19 protein-coding genes are annotated in these 20,746 nt (G+C 63.8%); 6 read left to right on the forward strand and 13 right to left on the reverse strand.

Features of this window, described 5'->3' with window-relative positions; genetic code table 11:
* Window positions 1-108 precede the first annotated feature (108 nt).
* The 12 genes from NH14_RS07680 to NH14_RS07735 form a co-directional block, all read right to left on the reverse strand.
* Window positions 109-855, reverse strand: coding sequence for an ABC transporter ATP-binding protein (locus tag NH14_RS07680; RefSeq protein WP_035523165.1), 747 nt, complete (start codon window positions 853-855; stop codon window positions 109-111).
* A complete protein-coding gene (locus NH14_RS07685) occupies window positions 855-2,642 on the reverse strand; it encodes a branched-chain amino acid ABC transporter ATP-binding protein/permease (RefSeq protein WP_052147858.1) in 1,788 nt (595 codons plus the stop codon). The genes NH14_RS07680 and NH14_RS07685 overlap by 1 nt, the downstream gene beginning before the upstream one ends.
* Window positions 2,643-2,646: 4 nt before the next feature.
* A complete protein-coding gene (locus tag NH14_RS07690) occupies window positions 2,647-3,702 on the reverse strand; it encodes a branched-chain amino acid ABC transporter permease (RefSeq protein ID WP_035523168.1) in 1,056 nt (351 codons plus the stop codon).
* 226 nt (window positions 3,703-3,928) lie between these two features.
* A complete protein-coding gene (locus NH14_RS07695; RefSeq protein WP_035523171.1) occupies window positions 3,929-5,098 on the reverse strand; it encodes an ABC transporter substrate-binding protein in 1,170 nt (389 codons plus the stop codon).
* Between the two features lie 230 nt (window positions 5,099-5,328).
* Complete coding sequence (locus tag NH14_RS07700; protein WP_035523172.1) at window positions 5,329-6,495, reverse strand: ABC transporter substrate-binding protein; 1,167 nt, start codon at window positions 6,493-6,495, stop codon at window positions 5,329-5,331.
* Between the two features lie 147 nt (window positions 6,496-6,642).
* On the reverse strand, window positions 6,643-6,882 hold the full coding sequence (locus NH14_RS07705; protein WP_152617088.1) for a hypothetical protein: 240 nt from the start codon (window positions 6,880-6,882) through the stop codon (window positions 6,643-6,645).
* Window positions 6,883-7,172: 290 nt separating this feature from the next.
* A complete protein-coding gene (locus NH14_RS07710; protein WP_035523176.1) occupies window positions 7,173-8,144 on the reverse strand; it encodes a branched-chain amino acid ABC transporter permease in 972 nt (323 codons plus the stop codon).
* Window positions 8,144-9,028, reverse strand: a complete 885-nt coding sequence (locus NH14_RS07715) for a branched-chain amino acid ABC transporter permease (protein WP_035523179.1) — start codon at window positions 9,026-9,028, stop codon at window positions 8,144-8,146. The genes NH14_RS07710 and NH14_RS07715 overlap by 1 nt, the downstream gene beginning before the upstream one ends.
* A gap of 133 nt (window positions 9,029-9,161) precedes the next feature.
* Window positions 9,162-10,379, reverse strand: coding sequence for an ABC transporter substrate-binding protein (locus tag NH14_RS07720; RefSeq protein WP_035523182.1), 1,218 nt, complete (start codon window positions 10,377-10,379; stop codon window positions 9,162-9,164).
* 112 nt (window positions 10,380-10,491) lie between these two features.
* Window positions 10,492-11,253 (reverse strand): ABC transporter ATP-binding protein, encoded by a 762-nt coding sequence (locus NH14_RS07725; protein WP_035523185.1) that lies wholly within the window; start codon window positions 11,251-11,253, stop codon window positions 10,492-10,494.
* A complete protein-coding gene (locus NH14_RS07730) occupies window positions 11,250-12,029 on the reverse strand; it encodes an ABC transporter ATP-binding protein (RefSeq protein WP_035523188.1) in 780 nt (259 codons plus the stop codon). The genes NH14_RS07725 and NH14_RS07730 overlap by 4 nt, the downstream gene beginning before the upstream one ends.
* 333 nt (window positions 12,030-12,362) lie before the next feature.
* Window positions 12,363-14,069 carry a GMC family oxidoreductase gene (locus NH14_RS07735; RefSeq protein WP_035523190.1) on the reverse strand — a complete coding sequence of 569 codons (1,707 nt, stop codon included), beginning with the start codon at window positions 14,067-14,069 and terminating at the stop codon, window positions 12,363-12,365.
* A 171-nt stretch (window positions 14,070-14,240) separates the two neighbouring features.
* On the opposite strand from NH14_RS07735, the gene NH14_RS07740 reads away from it, so the two are divergent.
* Together NH14_RS07740 and NH14_RS07745 are read left to right on the forward strand one after the other, a co-directional pair.
* Complete coding sequence (locus NH14_RS07740; RefSeq protein WP_035523193.1) at window positions 14,241-15,128, forward strand: LysR family transcriptional regulator; 888 nt, start codon at window positions 14,241-14,243, stop codon at window positions 15,126-15,128.
* A gap of 212 nt (window positions 15,129-15,340) precedes the next feature.
* On the forward strand, window positions 15,341-15,868 hold the full coding sequence (locus NH14_RS07745) for a class IV adenylate cyclase (protein WP_035523196.1): 528 nt from the start codon (window positions 15,341-15,343) through the stop codon (window positions 15,866-15,868).
* 33 nt (window positions 15,869-15,901) lie between these two features.
* Here NH14_RS07745 and NH14_RS07750 read toward each other — a convergent pair whose 3' ends face one another.
* Window positions 15,902-16,393, reverse strand: coding sequence for an Lrp/AsnC family transcriptional regulator (locus tag NH14_RS07750; protein ID WP_035523904.1), 492 nt, complete (start codon window positions 16,391-16,393; stop codon window positions 15,902-15,904).
* 140 nt (window positions 16,394-16,533) lie between these two features.
* On the opposite strand from NH14_RS07750, the gene phhA reads away from it, so the two are divergent.
* The 4 genes from phhA (at window position 16,534) to NH14_RS07770 (ending at window position 20,697) form a co-directional block, all read left to right on the forward strand.
* Window positions 16,534-17,430 carry a phenylalanine 4-monooxygenase gene (gene phhA, locus NH14_RS07755; protein WP_035523198.1) on the forward strand — a complete coding sequence of 299 codons (897 nt, stop codon included), beginning with the start codon at window positions 16,534-16,536 and terminating at the stop codon, window positions 17,428-17,430.
* A gap of 137 nt (window positions 17,431-17,567) precedes the next feature.
* Window positions 17,568-17,879 (forward strand): 4a-hydroxytetrahydrobiopterin dehydratase, encoded by a 312-nt coding sequence (locus NH14_RS07760; protein WP_035523202.1) that lies wholly within the window; start codon window positions 17,568-17,570, stop codon window positions 17,877-17,879.
* 360 nt (window positions 17,880-18,239) lie between these two features.
* On the forward strand, window positions 18,240-18,926 hold the full coding sequence (locus NH14_RS07765; protein WP_035523205.1) for a response regulator: 687 nt from the start codon (window positions 18,240-18,242) through the stop codon (window positions 18,924-18,926).
* 238 nt (window positions 18,927-19,164) lie between these two features.
* Entirely contained in the window at window positions 19,165-20,697 is a 1,533-nt protein-coding gene (locus tag NH14_RS07770; RefSeq protein WP_052147859.1) for a sensor histidine kinase, read from the forward strand.
* The last annotated feature ends 49 nt before the right edge of the window (window positions 20,698-20,746 follow it).

A 20,746-nucleotide genomic window follows, 5' to 3' on the forward strand; every position in this document is an offset into this window, starting at 1 on the left:
TTTAGGTCGTTCACACCCGAATTTTCTTGGGCCCGTTAGTGCACACGAATAAAAAAACGGCGTGTTTCACGTGAAACACGCCGCTCATTTCTACAGAAGCTGACGAGATCAGACTGGCTTTTTAGCCAAACCGAGGTAAGTCTCGATCACTCGCGGATTCTGCGCCAGCTCTTGTGCCGGCCCCTCGAGCGCCAAATCGCCTGTTTCCAGCACGTAGCCGTAATCGGAGATCTGCAACGCGGCACGCGCATTCTGTTCGATCAGGAGGGTAGCCACACCCGTCTTCCGCAATGCGCTGATGATGTGGAAGATTTCCTTCACGATCAGCGGCGCAAGCCCGAGGCTAGGTTCGTCGAGCATCAGCAGATCCGGCTTGCCCATCAGCGCGCGCCCAACCGCGAGCATCTGGCGCTCGCCGCCTGACAGCGTGCCCGCAGCCTGTGCGCGCCGCTCCTTGAGACGAGGAAACAGTTGAAACACGTGATCGAGTTGATCGAGGAAGTTGCGATCCCCTGCCCGCTTTCGACGATATGCGCCCAGCACGAGGTTGTCTTCGACGGTCATCGAAGCAAACAGCTCGCGCTTCTCCGGCACGAGACACATGCCTCGCGCGACGCGCCGCTCAATCGGCAACAGGCCGACTTCCTCGCCCAGATAGGCAATCCGGCCGCTCGCATGGCCCGTGACGGGCAGCGAGCCCATAATCGCGTTGAGCAACGTGGACTTGCCGGCCCCGTTCGGGCCGATAACGGAGACGATTTGCCCCGCCCCTACCTTGATTGCCGCTTTGTGCAGCGCCTCGATCTTGCCGTAACGGACGGCGAGCCCGGAGACTTCGAGTACAGGTCCGCTCATTACTCCACCCCACCCAGATAAGCCTCAAGCACCGCAGGATCCTGCTGCACCTCTTCAGGCAATCCTTCTGCGATCCTCGTGCCGAATTCCATCACGACCAGGCGATCGGTGAGATTCATCACGAAATCCATATCGTGTTCGACCAGCAGCACGCTCATCCCCTCCTCTCTCAACCTGCGCAGCAGGCCGGCCAACTGTTGTTTCTCCTGATAGCGCAAACCGGCGGCGGGTTCGTCGAGCAACAGCAAGGTCGGATCGCAACAAAGCGCCCGCGCAATTTCCAGAATGCGTTGCTGTCCGAGTGCGAGGCTGCCAGCCTCGTCGTACATGTGCTGCTCCAGGCCAACGCGGCGAATCTGCGCAGCCGCCTCGCTCATGAGGCGCCCCTCCTCAGCAGCATTGAGCTTCGCCACACTGCGCAGCACGCCCGAATGGCCACGCAGATGCGCGCCGATCGCCACGTTCTCCAGCACAGTCATCGTCGGCAGCAGCTTGACGTGCTGGAATGTCCGTCCGATGCCGCGCGCGACGATTTCACGTGAATTCAGCCGATCGATGCGCTCGCCGCGGAACGTAATCGCACCGCTGGTCGGTTGCAGCACGCCGGTCACGAGGTTGAAGGTGGTCGACTTGCCCGCGCCGTTCGGTCCGATCAGGCCGATGATCTGTCCCGCCCTCACCTCGAAACTCACGTCGTTGACGGCGACGAGCCCGCCGAACTGCTTGCGCGCCTTATCGACGGTCAGCAGCAATTCGCCCGCGACCGGCTTGCTGCGCTGCGGCAAGGCCTCTGCATGCTCGGGCACATGGGCCTGTGGCCCGCGCGGAAAGAAGCGCGCCACGAACGGCCACACGCCGCGCCGGGCGTATTGCAGCAGCAGCACCATCAGGACGCCGAACACGATGATCTCGAAGTTGCCGTTCTCGCCCAGCAGCTTCGGCAACAGCGTCTGCAGCCAGTCTTGCAGCACGGTGAGGATCGCGGCACCGAGGACCGCGCCCCAGACATGCGCTACGCCGCCCACCACGGCCATGAACAGATATTCGATGCCGTGATTCAGGCCGAACGGCGTCGGGTTCACCGCACGTTGCAGATGGGCGTAGAGGAAGCCGGAAACCGCCGCGAGCACCGCCGCGTAGACGAAGATCACCACGCGCATCCACGCCGTGTTCACGCCCATCGCCTCGGCCATCAGCCCACCACCGCGCAGCGCCCGAATGGCGCGACCCGTACGGCTATTAAGCAGGTTCTGAACAGAGATAACCGACGCCAGCACCACCACCCAGATCAGGTAATAGATATGGCGACCCGATTCGAGCTTGATGCCGAGCACGTTGAGCACTGGAATGCCGTTGATCCCGTCGTACTTACCGAGCATCTCGAGGTTGCCGAACAGAAAGAACAGCGCGAGGCCCCAGGCAATGGTGCCGAGCGGCAAGAAGTGGCCGGAAAGCCGCATGGTGACGAGCCCGAGCACGAGCGCGACAAGCGCCGTGATCACGACGCCGACGATCAGCGCCAGCCATGGCGAGATGCCGTACTGTGTGGTCAGGTAAGCCGTCGCATAGGCGCCGAGCCCGACAAATGCGGCCTGCCCGAAGCTCGTCATCCCACCGATGCCGGTGAGCAGCACGAGCCCGATCGCGACGATCGAATAGAGGCCGATGTAGTTGAGCAGCGTGATCCAGTATTCGGGCACGTGCACGGCGCCAGGCAGCACCGGCAGCGCAAACATGACCACGAGGAACAGCCAGAAGAAGCGGTTGTGCAAAACAAGTCGTTTCATCGCGTCACTCCTCTTCCTCTTCGGCATGCGGCGTGGAAAGACTGCGCCACAGCAGCACGGGAATGATCAGCGTGAACACGATCACTTCCTTGTAGGAACTCGCCCAGAACGACGAGTACGACTCCAGCAGGCCCACGAGCACGGAGCCGGCAGCCGCGAGCGGATAACTCACGAGGCCGCCTATGATGGCGCCCACGAAGCCCTTCAGGCCGATCAGGAAGCCCGAGTCGTAGTAGATGGTGGTGAGCGGCGCCACCAGCACGCCGCACAGCGCCCCCAGGCCCGCCGCGAGCGTGAACGCGAGCCGCCCGGCCTGCGTCGTGCCGATGCCCACGAGGCGCGCGCCCAGCCGGTTCACCGAGGTCGCGCGCAACGCCTTGCCCGGAATCGTGCGGTCGAAATAGAAGTACAGCGCGACGATCAGCACCACCGCCGTGCCGATGACCCAGAGGCTCTGCCCAGAGATCGAGAGGCTGCCGACGTTGAACGTGGCGTCGGTGAACGCGTTCGTGCGCGAACCCTCGGCGCCGAACATCACGAGCCCGAGCCCCACCATCGCGAAGTGCACGGCCACGGCCACGATCAGCAGCAGCAGCGTCGTCGCCTCGGCGATGGGCTCGTACGCGAGCCGGTAGACGAACGGCCCCATCGGCACGACGATCGCGAGCGTGAGCGCGATCTGCGCCAGCATGGGCAGCGGCTGCCCCGCTATGCCGCGCGTCAGCGCATAGAGCGCGATGGGAAAAAGCAAATACTTGCCGGCGAGCGTCACGAGCGTGCGCGGCGCATGCTTGCGCCGCTCGGCGTGCCGCACGAGCCCGGCAGTCTCCACCACGAAGCACGCAGCGCCCAGCGCGACGAGCAGCCAGCAGGTTGCGGGAAACTTCTGCGATTGCAGCGCGGCCAGCGTAAGCGCGCCATACGAGACGAACTCGCCCTGCGGAATGAAGATCACCCGCGTCACGGAAAACACCAGCACCAGTGCGAGCGCAAGCAGCGCGTAGATTGCTCCGGTGGTGATGCCGTCCTGCGCGAGGATCGCGGCGATCGATAAATCCATAACCCCTCTTTGTGTAGCGCGTGAAACCCGGTACGTCGGAAAAGATGGCGATGCAAGAAAAGCGCGCGGCGCAGCTGCCGGGCTGCGCCGCGTTGAAAGAGGCACCGCGAGAACGCGGCGCGCGGCCATTGTGCGTGGCCGAAATGAAGCGTGAGCGTTGCGTGTGTGGTGTGTGTTTCACGTGACGCCGCGCGGCGTCACGCCACCATCACGTGGCGAGCAGCGCTCACTCGCCCTGCAACTTCCACTTGCCGTTGACGATCTCCACAATCACGCGCGCGCGGTCGTCGAGGCCGTTGTGATTGGTCGGCGTGGTGTTCATGATGCCGTGCGAGAGCGGCAGTTCCTTGACGTTCTCCAGCGCGTCGCGCAGCGCCACGCGGAACGCTTCGGTGCCGGGCTGGCCGGCCTTCAGCGCCACCGGAATCGCGCGCTGGAGCATCTGGCCCGCGTCCCAGGCGTGGCCGCCGAAGGTCGCCACAGAGCCCGCGCCGTAGGCTTTCTCGTAGGCCGCCTTATACGCGAGCGCCGATGTCTTAACAGGATTCGAATCAGGCAACTGATCGGCGACCAGGATCGGGCCGGCAGGCAGGATCTCGCCTTCGCAGTCCTTGCCGCACACGCGCAGGAAGTCGTTGTTCGCCACGCCGTGCGTCTGATAGATCTTGCCCTTGTAGCCGCGATCCTTGAGCGTGGTCGCGGGCAGCGCCGCAGGCGTGCCGGAGCCCGCGATCAGCACCGCATCGGGATTCGCCGACATCAGCTTGAGCACCTGGCCCGTAACCGATGAATCCGCGCGGTTATAGCGTTCGTTCGCGACAACCTTGAGGTTGTGCTTCGCCGCCGCTGCGCCGAACTCCTTGTACCAGCTCTCGCCGTAGGCATCCGTGAAGCCGATGAAGCCCACCGTCTTCACGCCGTGCTTCTCCATGTAGCCCGCGATCGCGTTGGCCATCAAGTCGTCGTTTTGCGGCGTCTTGAACGCCCACTTACGCTTGTCGTCCATCGGCTGCACGATGGCCGCCGACGCCGCGAGCGAGATCATCGGCGTCTTGCCTTGCATCACGACATCGAGCATCGCCAGCGAGTTCGGCGTCACCGACGAGCCGATGATCGCGTCCACGTGATCCTCGTCAATCAGCTTGTGCGTGTTCTGCACGGCCTTGCTCGTATCGGAGGCGTCGTCGAGCACGATGTACTGCACGCTCTTGCCCGCGATCTCCTTGGGCAGCAGCGCGACGGTGTTCTTCTCCGGAATGCCGAGCGACGCAGCCGGCCCCGTTGCCGAAAGCGTCACGCCGATCTTCACCTGCGCGGCGGCCATGCCTGCCGCTCCCATCAGCGCCGCTGCGAGTCCGGCACTAATCGACCTCAAAACCCACTTTTTCGTTTTCATTGCGCGTCTCCAAACGCTTTGTCTGCGTGTTATCGAGTCATCCGGCGCCAATTACTACGATCTTCGTAAATCCAGCGCTGGCCTCTGAGTGTAGTAATCGGGGTCTCGCATGTGATGCATGGTTTTCCCTGCCCGCCCCGGCTCGTTGCATTGGCAACAAAAAAGGCACCTCGATTCGAGCGTGCCTTTTTCGTCTCTTGCTTGCTGTGCTTGCGCGTTCCTCGTGAAACTCAGTCGCCGGCCAGCTTCCACTTGCCGCCGCTAATCTGCACCATCACGCGCGCGCGTTGATCGAGGCCCGCATGATCGGTTGCGCTCATGTTGAAGATGCCATGCGCGCCCGCAACGTCATGCGACTCCTCAAGCGCCTTGCGCAGCGCCTCGCGGAACGCCTTCGTGCCCGGCTGGCCCGCCTTCAACGCGACCGGAATCGCGTGCTGCAACAACAGGCCCGCATCCCACGCGTGACCGCCGAACGTCGAGATCGAGCCCGCGCCATAGGCCTTTTCATAGGCCGCCTTGTACGCGAGCGCCGATTGCTTGACCGGATTCGTGGCCGGCAGCTGGTCGGCCACGAGCAGCGGCCCCGCCGGCAGATACGTGCCCTCGCAATCCTTGCCGCACACGCGCAGGAAGTCGTTGTTCGCCACACCATGCGTCTGATAGATCTTGCCCGCGAAGCCGCGCTCCTTGAGCGTCTTCTGCGGCAGCGCGGCCGGCGTGCCAGCGCCCGCGATCAGCACGGCGTCGGGATGCTGCGAGATCATCTTGAGCACCTGGCCCGTGACCGAAGCATCGTTGCGCGCGAAGCGCTCGTTCGCCACGACCTTGATGTTCTGCTTCGCGGCAGCGGCGCTGAATTCCTTGTACCAGCTCTCGCCATAGGCGTCCGAGAAGCCGATGAAGGCCACCGTCTTCACGCCGTGCGCAGCCATGTGCTGCGCGATGGCGCCGGCCATCAGCTGATCGTTTTGCGGCGTCTTGAAGACCCACGCGCGCTTCGCATCCATCGGCTCGACGATTGTGGCCGCGGCGGCCATCGAGATCATCGGGGTGGACGTTTCGGCAGCGACGTCGACCATCGCGAGCGAATTCGGCACCACGGTCGAGCCGAGCAGCGCGTCCACGTGCTCTTCGCTCGTGAGCTTGCGCGCGTTCTTCACGGCCTGGGTGGAATCGGTGGCGTCGTCGAGCACGATGTAATCGACGCGCTGGCCGGCGATTTCCTTCGGCAGCAGCGCGACCGTATTCCTTTCGGGAATCCCCAGCGATGCCGCCGGCCCCGTGGTCGACAGCGTCACGCCGATCTTCACGTCCGCCTGCGCCGCACCTGCGGTCGCCGCGAGCACCCCGGTCGCGACACAAGCCGCGCTCATCCAACGCCAAACCAACCGCATCTCGACTCCTTCGATAATCGTTTTCTTTATTGCCCGGATTTTTGGCGAAATCCGGAAAATCCCGCCGGCAAATAATGCTGACCGCATGGTCGGCGAATGGCGAGTGTAACGGAGCGATGTTTGGCGCGGCAAGCGCTTTCCAATGGCTTACGGCGCGAATGCAACGCCTGGCAGGCTGGCGCGCGTTACGGCAAAGTTGGCGTAATTCGAAACGTGAAAAAATGCGGACGCAAGCGTCGATAAGCGCCGATTATTGGCGAACGCCATACCGAGGTAACGCGAGGGAAAAGAAGAAAAACCGGTGGGGGAAAAGATAAATCTGGAAGCGAGCGCGTGTGCCGAGCAAAAAATGGCGCACAAATATAAAAAGCGCTGTTGGACTTCCATCCAACAGCGCTTCCTTGTCCGGGCACTTTGTGCCTCAGTTGTCTCCTCGTTCTCCACCTGCAAATTTGGTGCATCAGAACTGGGTGAACTTTAAACTTCACCCCCCTTTCGGGCAACTAGCATTTACCCTAGTGGTGCAGTGCGGCACCCAAAAGGGGCACAGCGGGGGCACCGCGGGGGCACTGCGGGGGCACTGCGGAGCCCTTCAGCGGCATTCTGGCGCGTCATTGTCTCATCGCCGCCTGACAAAACACCATCAAGCCGGACGCTCAATTTGCTGCACTGCTCTATCAGGCCCGCAGCGGCCGCACGCGCGAGACGATCTCGCCGACGATGCCGCGCCGGAATGCCAGCACGCACGCGATGAAGATGAGGCCGGTCACGATCGTCGCCGATTCGCCCAGCGAGCGGAACCACTCCACGCCCGTCAGATGCGCGAGTGCGGTGCCGATGTCGCCGAGCCGGTCTTCTAGCGCCACGATCAACGCCGCGCCAAGCAACGGCCCGAACAGCGTGCCCATGCCCCCCACGAGCGTCATCAGGATCACGAGGCCGGACATGGTCCAGTAGGCGTCGCCGAGCGTCTCGAAGCCGAGCACGAGCACCTTGAGCGCGCCGGCGAGCCCCGCGAGCCCTGCCGAAAGCACGAAGGCGAGGAGCTTGAAACGATCGGTGTCGTAGCCGAGCGAAACGGCGCGCGGCTCGTTCTCCTTGATCGCGCCCAGCACCTGCCCGAACGGCGAATGCACGGTGCGCACGATCAACATGAACGCGAGCACCATCACCACGAGCACGACGTAGTACAGCGTCAGATCGGAGTCGAGCGAAACGAGCCCGAACAGCTTGCCGCGCGGTACGCCCTGGAGGCCATCCTCGCCGTGCGTGAACGGCGCCTGCAGGTACACGAAGTACACCATTTGCGCGAGCGCGAGCGTGACCATCGCGAAGTAAATGCCCTGACGGCGGATCGCAAAGAGTCCCACGATCAGCCCGAGCACCGTTCCCGCGACGGTGCCGGCCAGCACGCCCAGCTCCGGCGTGAAGCCGAGCGACTGGATCGTGTAGCCAGTGGTATAACCCGCCGTCGCGAGGAACATCGCATGCCCGAACGAGAGCAGCCCCGTATAGCCGATCAGCAGATTGAACGCGGCGGCAAACAGCGCGAAGCACAGCACCTTCATCACGAAGAGCGGATACGCGCCAACGAAAGGCGCCACGATCAGCCCGATCAGCAGCACGCCATAAAGCACTTTTCTTTGCATCACCGTTCCTTGCCGAAGAGGCCAGCGGGGCGAATCAGCAGCACGATCGCCATGATCACGAACACCACGGTCGCGGAAGCCTCGGGCCAGAACACGCGCGTGAAGCCTTCGATCACACCGAGCAGCAGGCCCGTGATGATCGAGCCCATGATCGAGCCCATGCCGCCGATCACGACCACGGCGAACACCGTGATGATCATCGGCTGGCCCATCAGCGGCGAGACCTGGATGACCGGCGCGGCCAGCACGCCCGCGAACGCGGCAAGCGCGACGCCAAAGCCGTAAGTGAGCGTGATCATGAGCGGCACGTTGATGCCGAACGCCTCGACAAGCTTGGGGTTCTCGGTGCCCGCGCGCAGATAGGCGCCAAGGCGCGTTTTCTCGATTACGAACCAGGTGGCGAAGCACATGGCCAGTGAAGCGAGCACGACCCACGCGCGATAGTTGGGCAGATACATGAAGCCGAGATTGGTCGCGCCCGAAAGCGCGTCCGGCACGTTGTACGGCTGCCCGGAGGAACCGTAGATCGAGCGGAACACGCCTTCCACCACGAGTGTGAGCCCGAAGGTCAGCAGGAGTCCGTATAAATGATCGAGTCGATAAAGCCAGCGCAGCATCGAACGCTCGATCACCACGCCAATGAGACCCACCAGGACAGGGGCGACGAAAATCATCACCCAGTACGGCAGGTTGAAGTAAGCGAGGCCCATCCACGTGAGCATCGCGCCCAGCATGAACAACGCGCCGTGCGCGAAGTTGATCACGTTGAGCATGCCGAAAATCACCGCGAGGCCCAGACTCAGGATCGCGTAGAACGAGCCGTTCACGAGCCCGAGCAACAACTGGCTCAGCATTGCCGGAAGCGGAATGCCAAAGATCGTCATGAAAGCCGCCATGAATGCCAACAACCGTTATGCACACACGCGGCGCGGGCTCCCTACTCACTGCGCCGCGCCGCGTGCCGCATGCCTGACACCCTGTGTCACACCCTTCGGGTCGGACAAAATGCCAGGGCGCTTACTTCCACAGCGCGCACTTGCTCTCCTGCTTCGTGGTGTACGCCTGCTCGCCCGGAATCGTCTGCAGGACCTTGTAGTAGTCCCACGGCTTCTTCGACTCGGACGGCTTCTTCACCTCGACCAGATACATGTCGTGGATCAGCACGCCATCCGCGCGGATATAGCCGTTGTTCGTGTACATGTCATTGACCTTGTTCTTCTTCAACTCCACCATGACCTTATCGGCATCAGTCGTGCCGGCCGCCTGCACCGCCTTCAGATACGACGTCGCCGCCGAATAATCGGCCGCCTGCAGCTCGGACGGCATCTTCTTCGTCTGCTCGTAGTAGCGCTGCGCCCACTTGCGCGTCGCGTCGTTCTGGTCCCAGTACCAGCCGGTCGTAAGCACGAGGCCCTGCGTGGTCTCGAGCCCGAGGCTATGCACGTCGGGCAGGAACATCAGTAGCGCGGCGGTCTTCATCGTCTTGTTGATGCCGAACTCCTTCGCGGCCTTGATCGCGTTGATCGTGTCGCCGCCCGCGTTCGCGAGACCGAGAATCTGGGCCTTCGACGACTGTGCCTGCAGCAGGAACGACGAGAAGTCCGATGCCGAGAGCGGATGGCGCACCTCGCCGAGCACCTGGCCGCCGTTCGCCTTCACGACGTCCGCGGTGTTCTTCTCGAGCGACTTGCCGAACGCGTAATCGGCGGTCAGGAAGTACCAGCTCTTGCCGCCCTGCTTGAGTACCGCGAGGCCCGTGCCCTTCGCGAGCGCCACCGTGTCGTAGCCGTAGTGGACCGTGTAGGGCGTGCACTGCTCGTTCGTCAGCGCATCGGTGCCCGCGCCAGTGTTGATGAACACGCGCTTCTTCTCGAGCGCGACCTGGTTCATCGCCAGCGCAGTCGCCGAGTTCGTGCCGCTGAGCAGCAGATTGAGCCCGTCACGGTCGATCCACTCGCGCGCTTTCGACGCGGCGATATCCGCCTTGTTCTGATGGTCGGCGTACACGACCTGGATCGGCTTGCCGAGCACCTTGCCACCGAAGTCCGCCACCGCCATCTTGATGGCGGCGAGGCCGCCCGGGCCGTCGTCGTCCGCATAGAGGCCCGACATGTCGGTGATGAAGCCAATCTTCACCGCGTCGTTGGCGGCCTGCGCGGTCCCTGCGCCGAACGCCATCACGGCTGCCGAGGCGGCAAACAGGCCCGCAAGCCGCGCGAACGTGGTTTTCTTCATTGCAGTCTCCTTCATTTGGTTGCGTTGTTATTCAGGAACACTCCATGAACACCGGAGGCAAACGAATCGCGAGGCGCGGTCCTGCGCCCGCACGCGACAAGAGAGATGGGAACTAGACCCCCAACAGGTCGTGCAGCACAGGCATCTTGCCTTCGAGCTCGGCAATGCCGAAGCGCTCGACGATGCGCCCGTGCTCCATCACATAGAAACGGTCGGCGAGCGGCGCCGCGAAACGGAAGTTCTGCTCGACCATCACAATGGTGTAGCCGCGCGACTTCAGCGTGATGATCATGCGTGCGAGCGTCTGCACAATGACCGGCGCGAGGCCTTCGGAAATCTCGTCGAGCAGCAGCAGGTTCGCGCCCGTGCGCAGGATGCGCGCCACGGCGAGCATCTGCTGCTCGCCGCCCGAGAGCCGCGTGCCCTGGCTGTTGCGGCGTTCCGCGAGATTGGGGAACATCGAGTAAATCTCGTCGAGCGACATCCCTTTCGCGCCCTTCATGCCGATCGCGGGGGGCAGCAGCAGGTTTTCCTCGCACGAGAGGCTGGAGAAAATGCCGCGCTCCTCAGGGCAATAGCCCACGCCGCAATGCGCGATGCGGTAGGTGGGCATGTGGATGGTCTCGCGCCCGCCGATGCAGATCGACCCGGTGCGCCGGCCAGTGAGGCCCATGATCGCGCGCAGCGTGGTCGTACGCCCCGCGCCGTTGCGCCCGAGCAGCGTCACGACTTCGCCGCGCTTCACGGAAAAATCGACGCCGTGCAGGATGTGCGATTCGCCATACCAGGTTTGCAGGCCCGCGATTTCGAGGGCGCTTTCGCCGGGTGCCGCATTCACGGCCGTAACGTGTCCATGTTCCGTCACCGTGCTCATGCGTGCGCCCCCACGAGCGCCGCGTCGGCACTGCCCATATACGCTTCAGCCACGAGCGGGTTCTTCGACACTTCCGCGTAGCTGCCCTCGGCCAGCACCTCGCCGCGCTGCAGGACGGTGATGGTGTCGGAAATGCCGGCAATCACGTTCATGTTGTGCTCGACCATCAGGATCGTGCGCCCGTTCGACACCTTCTTGATGAGCGCCGTGACGCGGTCCACGTCTTCGTGGCCCATGCCCTGGGTGGGCTCGTCGAGCAGCATGAGTTCGGGCTCCATCGCGAGCGTGGTCGCGATTTCGAGCGCGCGCTTGCGTCCATAGGCGAGCTCGACGGTGGGCACGTCGGCGAAATCGGTCAGGCCCACCTGGGTGAGCAGATCCATCGCGCGATCGTCGAGTTCGGCGAGCGTGCGCTCGCTCTTCCAGAAGTGATACGCGGTGCCAAGCTGGCGCTGCAGGCCGATGCGCACGTTCTGCAGCGCAGTCAAATGCGGAAACACCGCCGAAATCTGAAACGAGCGAATGATGCCGCGCCGCGCGATTTGCGCGGGCCGCTCATGCGTGATGTCGATTCCGTTGAAGACGATGCGCCCCGAGCTCGGGACCAGAAATTTGGTTAGGAGATTGAAACAAGTAGTCTTGCCCGCGCCATTTGGCCCAATGAGCGCGTGAATCGAACCGCGGCATACGCGCAGGTTCACCCCGTTGACGGCCGTGAAACCCTTGAATTGTTTCGTGAGGCCGCGTGTCTCCAGAATCGTGTCGCCGAGAATCATGTCCCCTTCCACGCGAAGTAAGGCGTAACACTTCAGATCGTTCATGCTGGGCAGTGCACAACGTTGCACGACGCGCCATGTTTGGGCGCGCGTTTGCCCGCTCTCTCATTCCGCGCCATTGTCTCGCCAATGATGCAGCGCAATCATTGGGATTTGCACTTACGGGTGAGCGACACGTTCCAATATCCATCAATACGCGATTTGACAGCAAATAGCAGCATGAAGGCAGCGTGATAACGCCGTTTTGAATGCACCACGATTGCGCGCAACGCGTGGCAAAGCGCTTGCTCCGCCGGCACGTCGCAAGTCCTGGATAGTGGTCAAAAACGCGCTTTACGCAGGCGTCGCGGACGCGCTCACCTCATTGCGCACGTTCGTGGATGCGCCGCTCCGACGGTCTTCGCGCAACATCTGTGCGGCGCGCTCGGCAATCATCAGCGTGGGCGAATTCGTATTTCCGGAGATGATGACCGGCATCACCGATGCATCCACGACACGCAAGCCCTGCAAGCCGCGTACGCGCAATCGTGCATCGACCACGGCGTCCGGGTCGTCGGCGCGGCCCATGCGGCAGGTGCCCACCGGATGGAAAATCGTCGTGCCCACGTTGCCAGCCGCCTCGCGCAGTTGCGCCTCGTTCTGGAATGCGAGCCCAGGCAGAATTTCTTCCGGACGATAACCTGCGAGTGCGGCCGAAGCCGCAATCCGACGCGTAAGCCGCATGGCATTCGCGGCCACGCGCAAGTCCTCCTCGGTCGACAGATAGTTCGGCGCAATCACGGGCGCGTCCTCGGGGTTGGCCGACACCGCATGAATGCTGCCGCGCGATGTGGGCTGCAAATTGCAGACCGATGCCGTGAACGCGTTGAAACGATGCAGCGGCTCGCCGAAGCGATCGAGCGAAAGCGGCTGCACGTGATACTGCAGGTCGGGACGCGTCTTGCTCGCATCCGACTTCGCGAACGCACCGAGCTGCGAGGGCGCCATCGACATCGGACCGCTCTGGAACAGTGCATATTCCATGCCGATCAGCAGCTTGCCCCACCAGTGCGCGGAGGCCGTATTGAGCGTGCGCACGCCGTTTACGCGAAACGCCATGCGCAGTTGCAGATGGTCCTGGAGGTTCTCGCCCACGCCGCGCAAGTCCTGCACGACGTTCACGCCGAGCCGCCCGAGCCTCGCCGCATCGCCCACGCCGGAGCGCTCCAGCAATTGCGGCGAGTTCACCGCGCCGGCGCTCAGAATGACTTCACAGCGCGCTCGCGCGAAATACGCAACGTCGCCGCGATATTCCACGCCCACGCACCGCACGCCCTCGAAGATCACGCGCTCGGTGAGCGCACCCGTGATCACGGTGAGATTGGGCCGCTTCATGGCCGCGCGCAGGAAAGCCTTCGAGGTATTCCAGCGCACGCCTTGCTTCTGGTTCACCTCGAAGTAGCCGACGCCGCCGTTCGGGCCGCCGCTGTCGCCGCGATTGAAATCGTCGGTAGCGGGAATGCCCTGCTCCTGCGCGGCCTGCGCGAACGATTCGAGAATTTGCCACTTCAAGCGCTGCTTCTCGACGCGCCATTCGCCGCCCGCGCCGTGATAGGCATTCGCGCCACCGTGATGATCCTCGCTGCTGCGAAACACGGGCAGCACCGCATCCCACGACCAGCCCGCGTCGCCGGTCACGCGCGCCCATTCGTCGTAGTCCTCGCGCTGGCCGCGCATGTAGATCATGCCGTTGATCGACGACGATCCCCCGAGCACGCGCCCACGCGGATACGACAGCGCCCGGCCGTTGAGACCTTCCTCGGCAACGGTTTTGTAGAGCCAGTCCGTGCGCGGATTGCCGATGCAGTACAGGTAGCCGACGGGGATATGTATCCAGTGATAGTCGTCCTTGCCGCCCGCCTCGATCAGCAGCACCGAGACATCGGGGTCTTGAGTGAGGCGGTTGGCGAGCACGCAGCCCGCCGTGCCGGCGCCGACGATCACGTAATCAAATTCGCCTTCCAGGCGGCGCGTAGGTACGCTGCGTCCTTGTGTGGCCATGGCTGCGTGTCTCCTGTCGACGGGACTTGCTGCTTTACTGCCTGGTCCCATCCCATGCAAAGTTCTTATGCTCGTAACGCCTGTTCTGTGCCAGTTAGCGTAATCGCGCGAGGCATCGCCGATCCAATGATTAATCCTCAACAGAGATATAAGGCGAGTTAATATCAGCGCATGGACCTGACCTTGTTGCGCGCGTTCGTGACGGTCGCGCGAGAAGGCAATCTCACGCGCGCGGCCACGCATCTGCATCTGACCCAGCCGGCGGTGAGCCTGCAAATCAAACATTTGCAGGAGACGCTCGGCGTCACGCTTTTCACTCGCACCTCGCATGGCCTCGTGCTCACGCGCGACGGCCAGGCGCTGCTGCCGCACGCCGAGCGCGCGCTCGCAGCCGCCGGCGACGTACAGCGCGCCGCCGCCGCGCTGCGCCACGAGGTGCGCGGACGGCTGCGCATCGGCACCATCCTTGATCCCGCGTTCCTGCGCCTCGGCGGCTTCCTGCGCCAGCTCGTGGAAACCTGGCCGCAGATCGAGACGGCGCTGCGTCACGGCATGTCGGGCTGGGTGCTTGACCAGGTGCGCGCCCGCGAGCTCGATGTGGGCTATTACATCGGCCAGCCCGCGCCCGACCCCGACACCTTCCACACGCTTACGCTCACGCAGTTTCAGTACCGCGTGCTCGCGCCCGCCGGCTGGAAAGACCGCGTCAAGGGCGCGCGCGACTGGCGCGCGCTCGCGGCCCTGCCATGGATCTGGACGCCGCCCGCGTCGGCGCATAACCGGCTGCTCTCGGGGCTCTTCGACGCCGCGCACGCCAAGCCCGTGAAAGTCGCCGAGGTGGACCAGGAGCCCTCGATGCTCGATCTCGTGAAGTCGGGGGTGGGGCTCTCGCTCGCCCGCGATGCCACCGCGATCGCCGAAGCGCACGCACATGCGCTCACCATCGTCGAAGGCATTACAGTGCCCACCGAACTCACTTTCATCACGCTCGCCGCGCGCCGCGACGAGCCCACTATCGCGGCCGCGCTCAAGGCCATCGAAACGCAATGGGCGATATGAGCCGCGCTCATGAACGTGCGCGTGGCAGAGGGGTGAAACTGCGGGCGAAACTGCGGGTGTAACGGCGCGGTCACACAAGTTTTGCTAGATTCGCAATTCGCTCCGCGTTTTGCGCGCCCTATTCATCTGATGATGTACCGCGCGAATGCAGGCATGGAGGCGCGGCGCGTTCCGGGCCTCGTCCATCGTTCCCCGTTCCACAGGAGCTGTGCATGGCCCGCAATATCGAAATCAAAGCCCGCGCCCGTCATTTCGACGCCCTGCGCGAACGCGCCGCCCAACTGGCACCCGATGCGCCGCTGATCTTTCGCCAGCAGGACTTCTTCTACGACGTGCCGCGCGGACGCCTGAAGCTACGCCAGTTCGACGATGGCACGCCGCCCGAGCTGATCTTCTACCAGCGCGACGACCGTGACGGCCCGAAGGCCTCGTACTACACACGCAGCCCCGTCACCAATGCCGAGGCGATGCACTCGCTGCTCGCCACGGCGCTCACGACGCGCGGCATCGTGTCGAAGGAGCGCCACGTGTATCTGGCGGGCCGCACGCGCATCCATCTGGACCGCGTGGATGGCCTCGGCGACTTCGTCGAGCTCGAGGTGGTGCTGGGCCCCGAAGACGACGAGCAAGGCGGCGAAGCCGAAGCGCACGCCATGTTCAAGCAGCTAGGCGTGGATGAAAGCGACCTGGTGGCCGTGGCCTACGTCGATCTGCTCAACGCGCCGGCCGTGGCGGCCTGAGCAGCCGGCCACGCCCGCCTCACAGCGCCGGAATCAAGGCGCCGCCGCGCCAGGCTCCAGATGCCCGAGCGGCAGCGGGCCATTGCGCTTGAACGTCGTGAGCACGATGTTCGAGCGCACGCTGTCCACGCCGGGCACCCGCATCAGCTTCTTCATCACGAACGACGACAGCGCGTTCAGATCCGGCGCCACGATGCGCAGCAGATAGTCGGCGTCGCCCACCACGGCGTGGCATTCGAGCACCTCCGGCAGCACGTCGATCTGCTGCTGGAATTGCTCGATGATCGAATCCCCGTGGTGCTTCAACTTCAGGCTCGTGAACGCGGTCACGCCGAGGCCCAGCTTTTCGGGCCGCAGCACGACGCGATAGCCGTCGATCACCCCCGACGCCTCCAGCCGCTGCAGCCGCCTGCCGATCTGCGATGGCGAAAGCGGCACCTGCTCGCCCAGTTGCTGATGCGTGGCGCGGCCAAAGCGCTGCAAAACGTCGAGTAGCGCGAGGTCGAAATGGTCGAGGTCGAGCATGAACAAAATCCGCATTAATTAATGTATTGACGCTCGATTATTGCATACAGACGGTCATACACACCTTGAATGCGCGCATGCCGCGCCCGCTCCGCTCTACACTTGCGTATTCCCCGCATTTTTATCGGAGCGCTACGAACATGGCTGTCGCCGCCACCGCGAAGCTGCAAGAGCAGTTCGACGCGGGCCTCACGACCCGTCCCGACTTCACCATCGACCAGCCGCTCGAACGCTACGGCGCGGTCGATCACGCGGTTTGGGACCAGCTTTACCGGCGGCAGATGGCGCTGCTCGAAGGCCGCGCCTGCGAAGCGTTCATCGAAGGCGCGCAGCGCATCGGCCTGAACGTCGCGCATGTGCCGGTGTTCGACGCCGTAAGCGAACGGCTGATGGCCGCCACGGGCTGGCGCATCGTGGCGGTGCCTGGGCTCGTGCCCGAGCGCATTTTCTTCGAGCACCTGTCCCACCGCCGCTTCCCGGTCACATGGTGGATGCGCCGTCCCGACCAGCTCGATTACCTGCAAGAGCCGGACTGCTTTCACGACCTGTTCGGCCACGTGCCGCTGCTGACAAACCCCGTTTTCGCCGATGCGATCCACGCTTACGGGCAGGCCGCGCTCGCCGTGGACGAAAGCGCGCTGCCGCTGCTCGCGCGGCTCTATTGGTACACGGTCGAATTCGGCCTGATGCGCGACGCCAGCGCTGCGCATGGCGTGAAAATCTATGGCGCGGGCATCGTGTCGAGCAAGGGCGAATCGCTCTACAGTGTGGAAAGCGCCGCGCCCAACCGGCTGGCTTTCGATCTCGAGCGCGTACTGCGCACGCGTTATCGCATCGACACGTTTCAGAAGACGTATTTCGTGATCGACTCGTTCGCGCAGTTGTTCGACGCACTGGGAACGGGCATTGCCGCCCATCTCTCGGATCCCGCGCCGCTCGTTGCCGCCGCGCCCTACGCCGCTGGCGACGTGCTGCACAGCGATACGGTCTATACGCTCGGCACGCGTGAAGGCTGGCTCGACGACGGCGACGTCTGAGCGCCATCCGGCCGACACGCGAATTGCCGCACTACTGCCCGGTTAGCTCGCGCGGGTTGTCCATCCGTGAAAAAATGGCTGATCGACCTGGCGCGTTTGCCGGGCCCGGAATACACCCAGCATAGACAGGTGCCACGATGATCAATCGACTCACATCCGAAGAGCGCGCCACGCAGCTCGCCGATCTGCGCGGCTGGCATGCCGTCGCGGGCCGCGACGCCCTCCAGCGCCACTTCCGTTTCGCCGACTTCAACGAAGCCTTCGGCTTCATGACGCGCGTGGCTATCAAGGCGCAGGAAATGAACCACCATCCCGAATGGTTCAACGTCTACAACCGCGTGGAAATCACGCTTTCGACCCACGAGGCCGACGGCCTCACCACGCGCGACGTCGAACTCGCGCGCTTCATCGACTCGATCGCGCCCGGCCCCCTCGCCGCCTCGGCCTGAATGAAGATGGTGTAAGCGCTTTGCGTGCCTCGCGCGTTAAATGGAAACCCGCAAGACGCACGGCACGCACAAGCGCTGCAATGAAAGCATAATGCAGGGTATCAGGCGTCCAAACCTTCAGCTTTGAAGGCCGATTTTGAAGGATACGTAAGACTCCCAGGCAGCCCTTGCACGGGGTCTAAACGTTCCGGTGAGAAGACGTTCTGACGCTGTACAATCAGCAGCGCATACGGTCTGGAACGTGCTTCCTGCCCAACGACAACGCGAGTTCGTCGCCGCTCGAAGGCGAGCAGTTGCGCCAGAAGTCGAAACGCGAACTGCGTGCGTAAGTGCTAAACCCATTGTATTTGAGCGAATCCCATGCGACTCCTTCTGATCGAAGACGACCGCCCTATCGCACGCGGTATCCAGTCTAGCCTCGAACAAGCCGGCTTCACGGTCGACATGGTCCACGACGGCATCTTCGCCGAACAGGCACTCACGCAAAATCGTCACGAGCTCGTGATTCTCGACCTCGGCCTGCCGGGCATCGACGGCATGACGCTGCTCTCGCGCTTTCGTCAGAGCAACCGGCACACGCCGGTCATCATCCTCACTGCACGCGACGAGTTGAACGACCGCGTGCAAGGCCTCAATTCGGGCGCCGACGACTACATGCTCAAGCCGTTCGAACCGGCCGAGCTCGAAGCCCGCATTCGCGCCGTGATGCGCCGCAGCGGCCCGCACGGCGACGTGCCGCGCCCCGAAGTCTCGCTCGGCGGCGTGCGTCTGTCGGGCGTCGACCGCCGCATCTTCAACGACGACAAGCCGCTCGAGCTTTCGCCGCGCGAGTTTGCCGTGCTCGAAATGCTGCTGCTGCGTCATGGCCGCGTCGTGAGCAAGGCGCAACTGCAGGATCACCTCACGCACTTCGGCGGCGACCTCGGCGACACCGCGATTGAAGTCTACGTGCACCGCGTGCGCAAAAAGCTCGAGAGCTGCCGTGTCGAAATCGTCACGGTGCGCGGCTTCGGTTACCTGCTGCAGGAAATCCGCCAGGCCGCCTGAGGCCCCGGCGAGCCATCTGGCACTCGATTGGCGGCGCATGCCCTCATGCGCCGTCATCCCTCCTTCGCTTGCGCTTCAAGCCCGCTCACCGGAAAGCGCGGCACCGCCTTCACTCCGCCCCCGTCTTTGGCCCGTGTCTGCCTCAGGCCCGCTCACCCGCGTAAAATGGGCTCCAGTCCATGCGGCGCTCACGTCTCGAACCTGATGCGCGCGTAACCCTTCATCGCCCGAACTGTCCATGTCCCTACCGGCCGCAACGAGCCTGCGGCGCACGCTATTGCGGCGCCTCGCCGCCCCACTATCGCTGCTCGCTCTGATGAGCGGCCTGATTGCCTACTGGCTCGCGTGGCAATACACGCAGCACGTGGTCGATCGCTCGCTTGCCGACCTTGCCACCGCCATTTCGAGGCAGATCCAGATCGCCGGCCCCGAAGCGCCCGTTACCGTGCCGCCGCTTGCCCAGGCGATGTTCTCCGACCCTGTCGAGCATCTCATCTACCGCATCAGCGACGGTGAAACCGAAATCGCCGGCGACCACGACCTGCCGCTGCAAGGCACCAACGTGCGTCGCATGCACTTTGCGTATGTGTTCGAGACCCTTTACAAGGGCGTGAGCGTGCGCGTCGCTCAGGTGCGCGTGCCGCAAGCCAAAGGCAATCCCATCGTCGTGGAAGTGGGCCAGCCCGTGCATCACCGCTTTCGCATCGCGGCCGAATTCCTCGTGGCGATCATGATGCCGCTGCTGCTGCTGCTGCTCGCCGGCTGGGCGATCGTGTGGCGCGTGGTAAACCAGCAGCTCAACCCGCTCACCGATCTCGCCGACTCGCTCAATCGCCAGACGCACACCTCGCTCGAGCCCGTCGACGAAACCTTCGTGCCGGTCGAGATTCGTCCGCTCACAGGCGCGCTCAACGCGCTGCTCGGGCGCTTGAAGACCGCGCTCGACGCCCAGCGTAAATTCATCGCCGACGCCGCGCATCAGTTGCGCACGCCGCTCACGGCCGTGAAGCTGCATGCCGAGCAAGCCGTGAACGCACGCGAACCGCAAAAGGTCAGCGACGCGGTGCGCGAGTTGCGCGCCGCCGCCGACCGCGCAGTGCGGCTCTCCAACCAGTTGCTCTCGCTCGCGCGCGCGGAACCAGGCGAACAGGCCGCGCGCTTCGTGGACATCGACATGGCGGCGCTGGCCTTCGAAACCGGCGCCGAGTGGGTGCCGCGTGCGCTCGCGAGCCAGGTCGACCTCGGCTTCCAGCGTCTCGACGATCCGGAAAACGACACGCCGCTGATGGCGCGCGGCAACCCCGTGCTGCTGCACGAAGTGATCGCCAATCTGCTCGACAATGCGCTGAAGTATCTGCCGCCCGCGCGCCCCGACGGCGGACGCATTACCGTAACGGTTGCGCAGACGCTAGCCGATGGCATGCCGATGGCCGAGATCGTGGTCGAGGACAACGGCCGCGGTGTGCCGCACACGCAGCAAGCCGATCTCTTCAAGCGCTTTTTCCGCGGCGACGGGCAAACCGAAAGCGGCGTGGACAGCGGCGCGGGTCTTGGCCTCGCGATCGTGCACGACATCATGACGCTGCATCGCGGCAGCGTGCACTACGAGGACGCGCCGGAAGGCGGTGCGCGTTTTATCGTGCGCGTGCCGCTCGCGAGCCGTCCTGCATCCGATGCCGACGACGGCAAGGAAGCGAAACGCATCAAAGACTCAGCCGCTGCGGCACACGCCGAAGCAAGCGAAGCCGGCGCACCGGACGCCAGCCGCTGACCGACTCGGAACAACCGACTCCAGAAAAGATATGGGCCGCATCCGCGGC

The organism is Paraburkholderia sacchari (genome assembly GCF_000785435.2).
Taxonomy (GTDB): Bacteria; Pseudomonadota; Gammaproteobacteria; order Burkholderiales; family Burkholderiaceae; genus Paraburkholderia; species Paraburkholderia sacchari.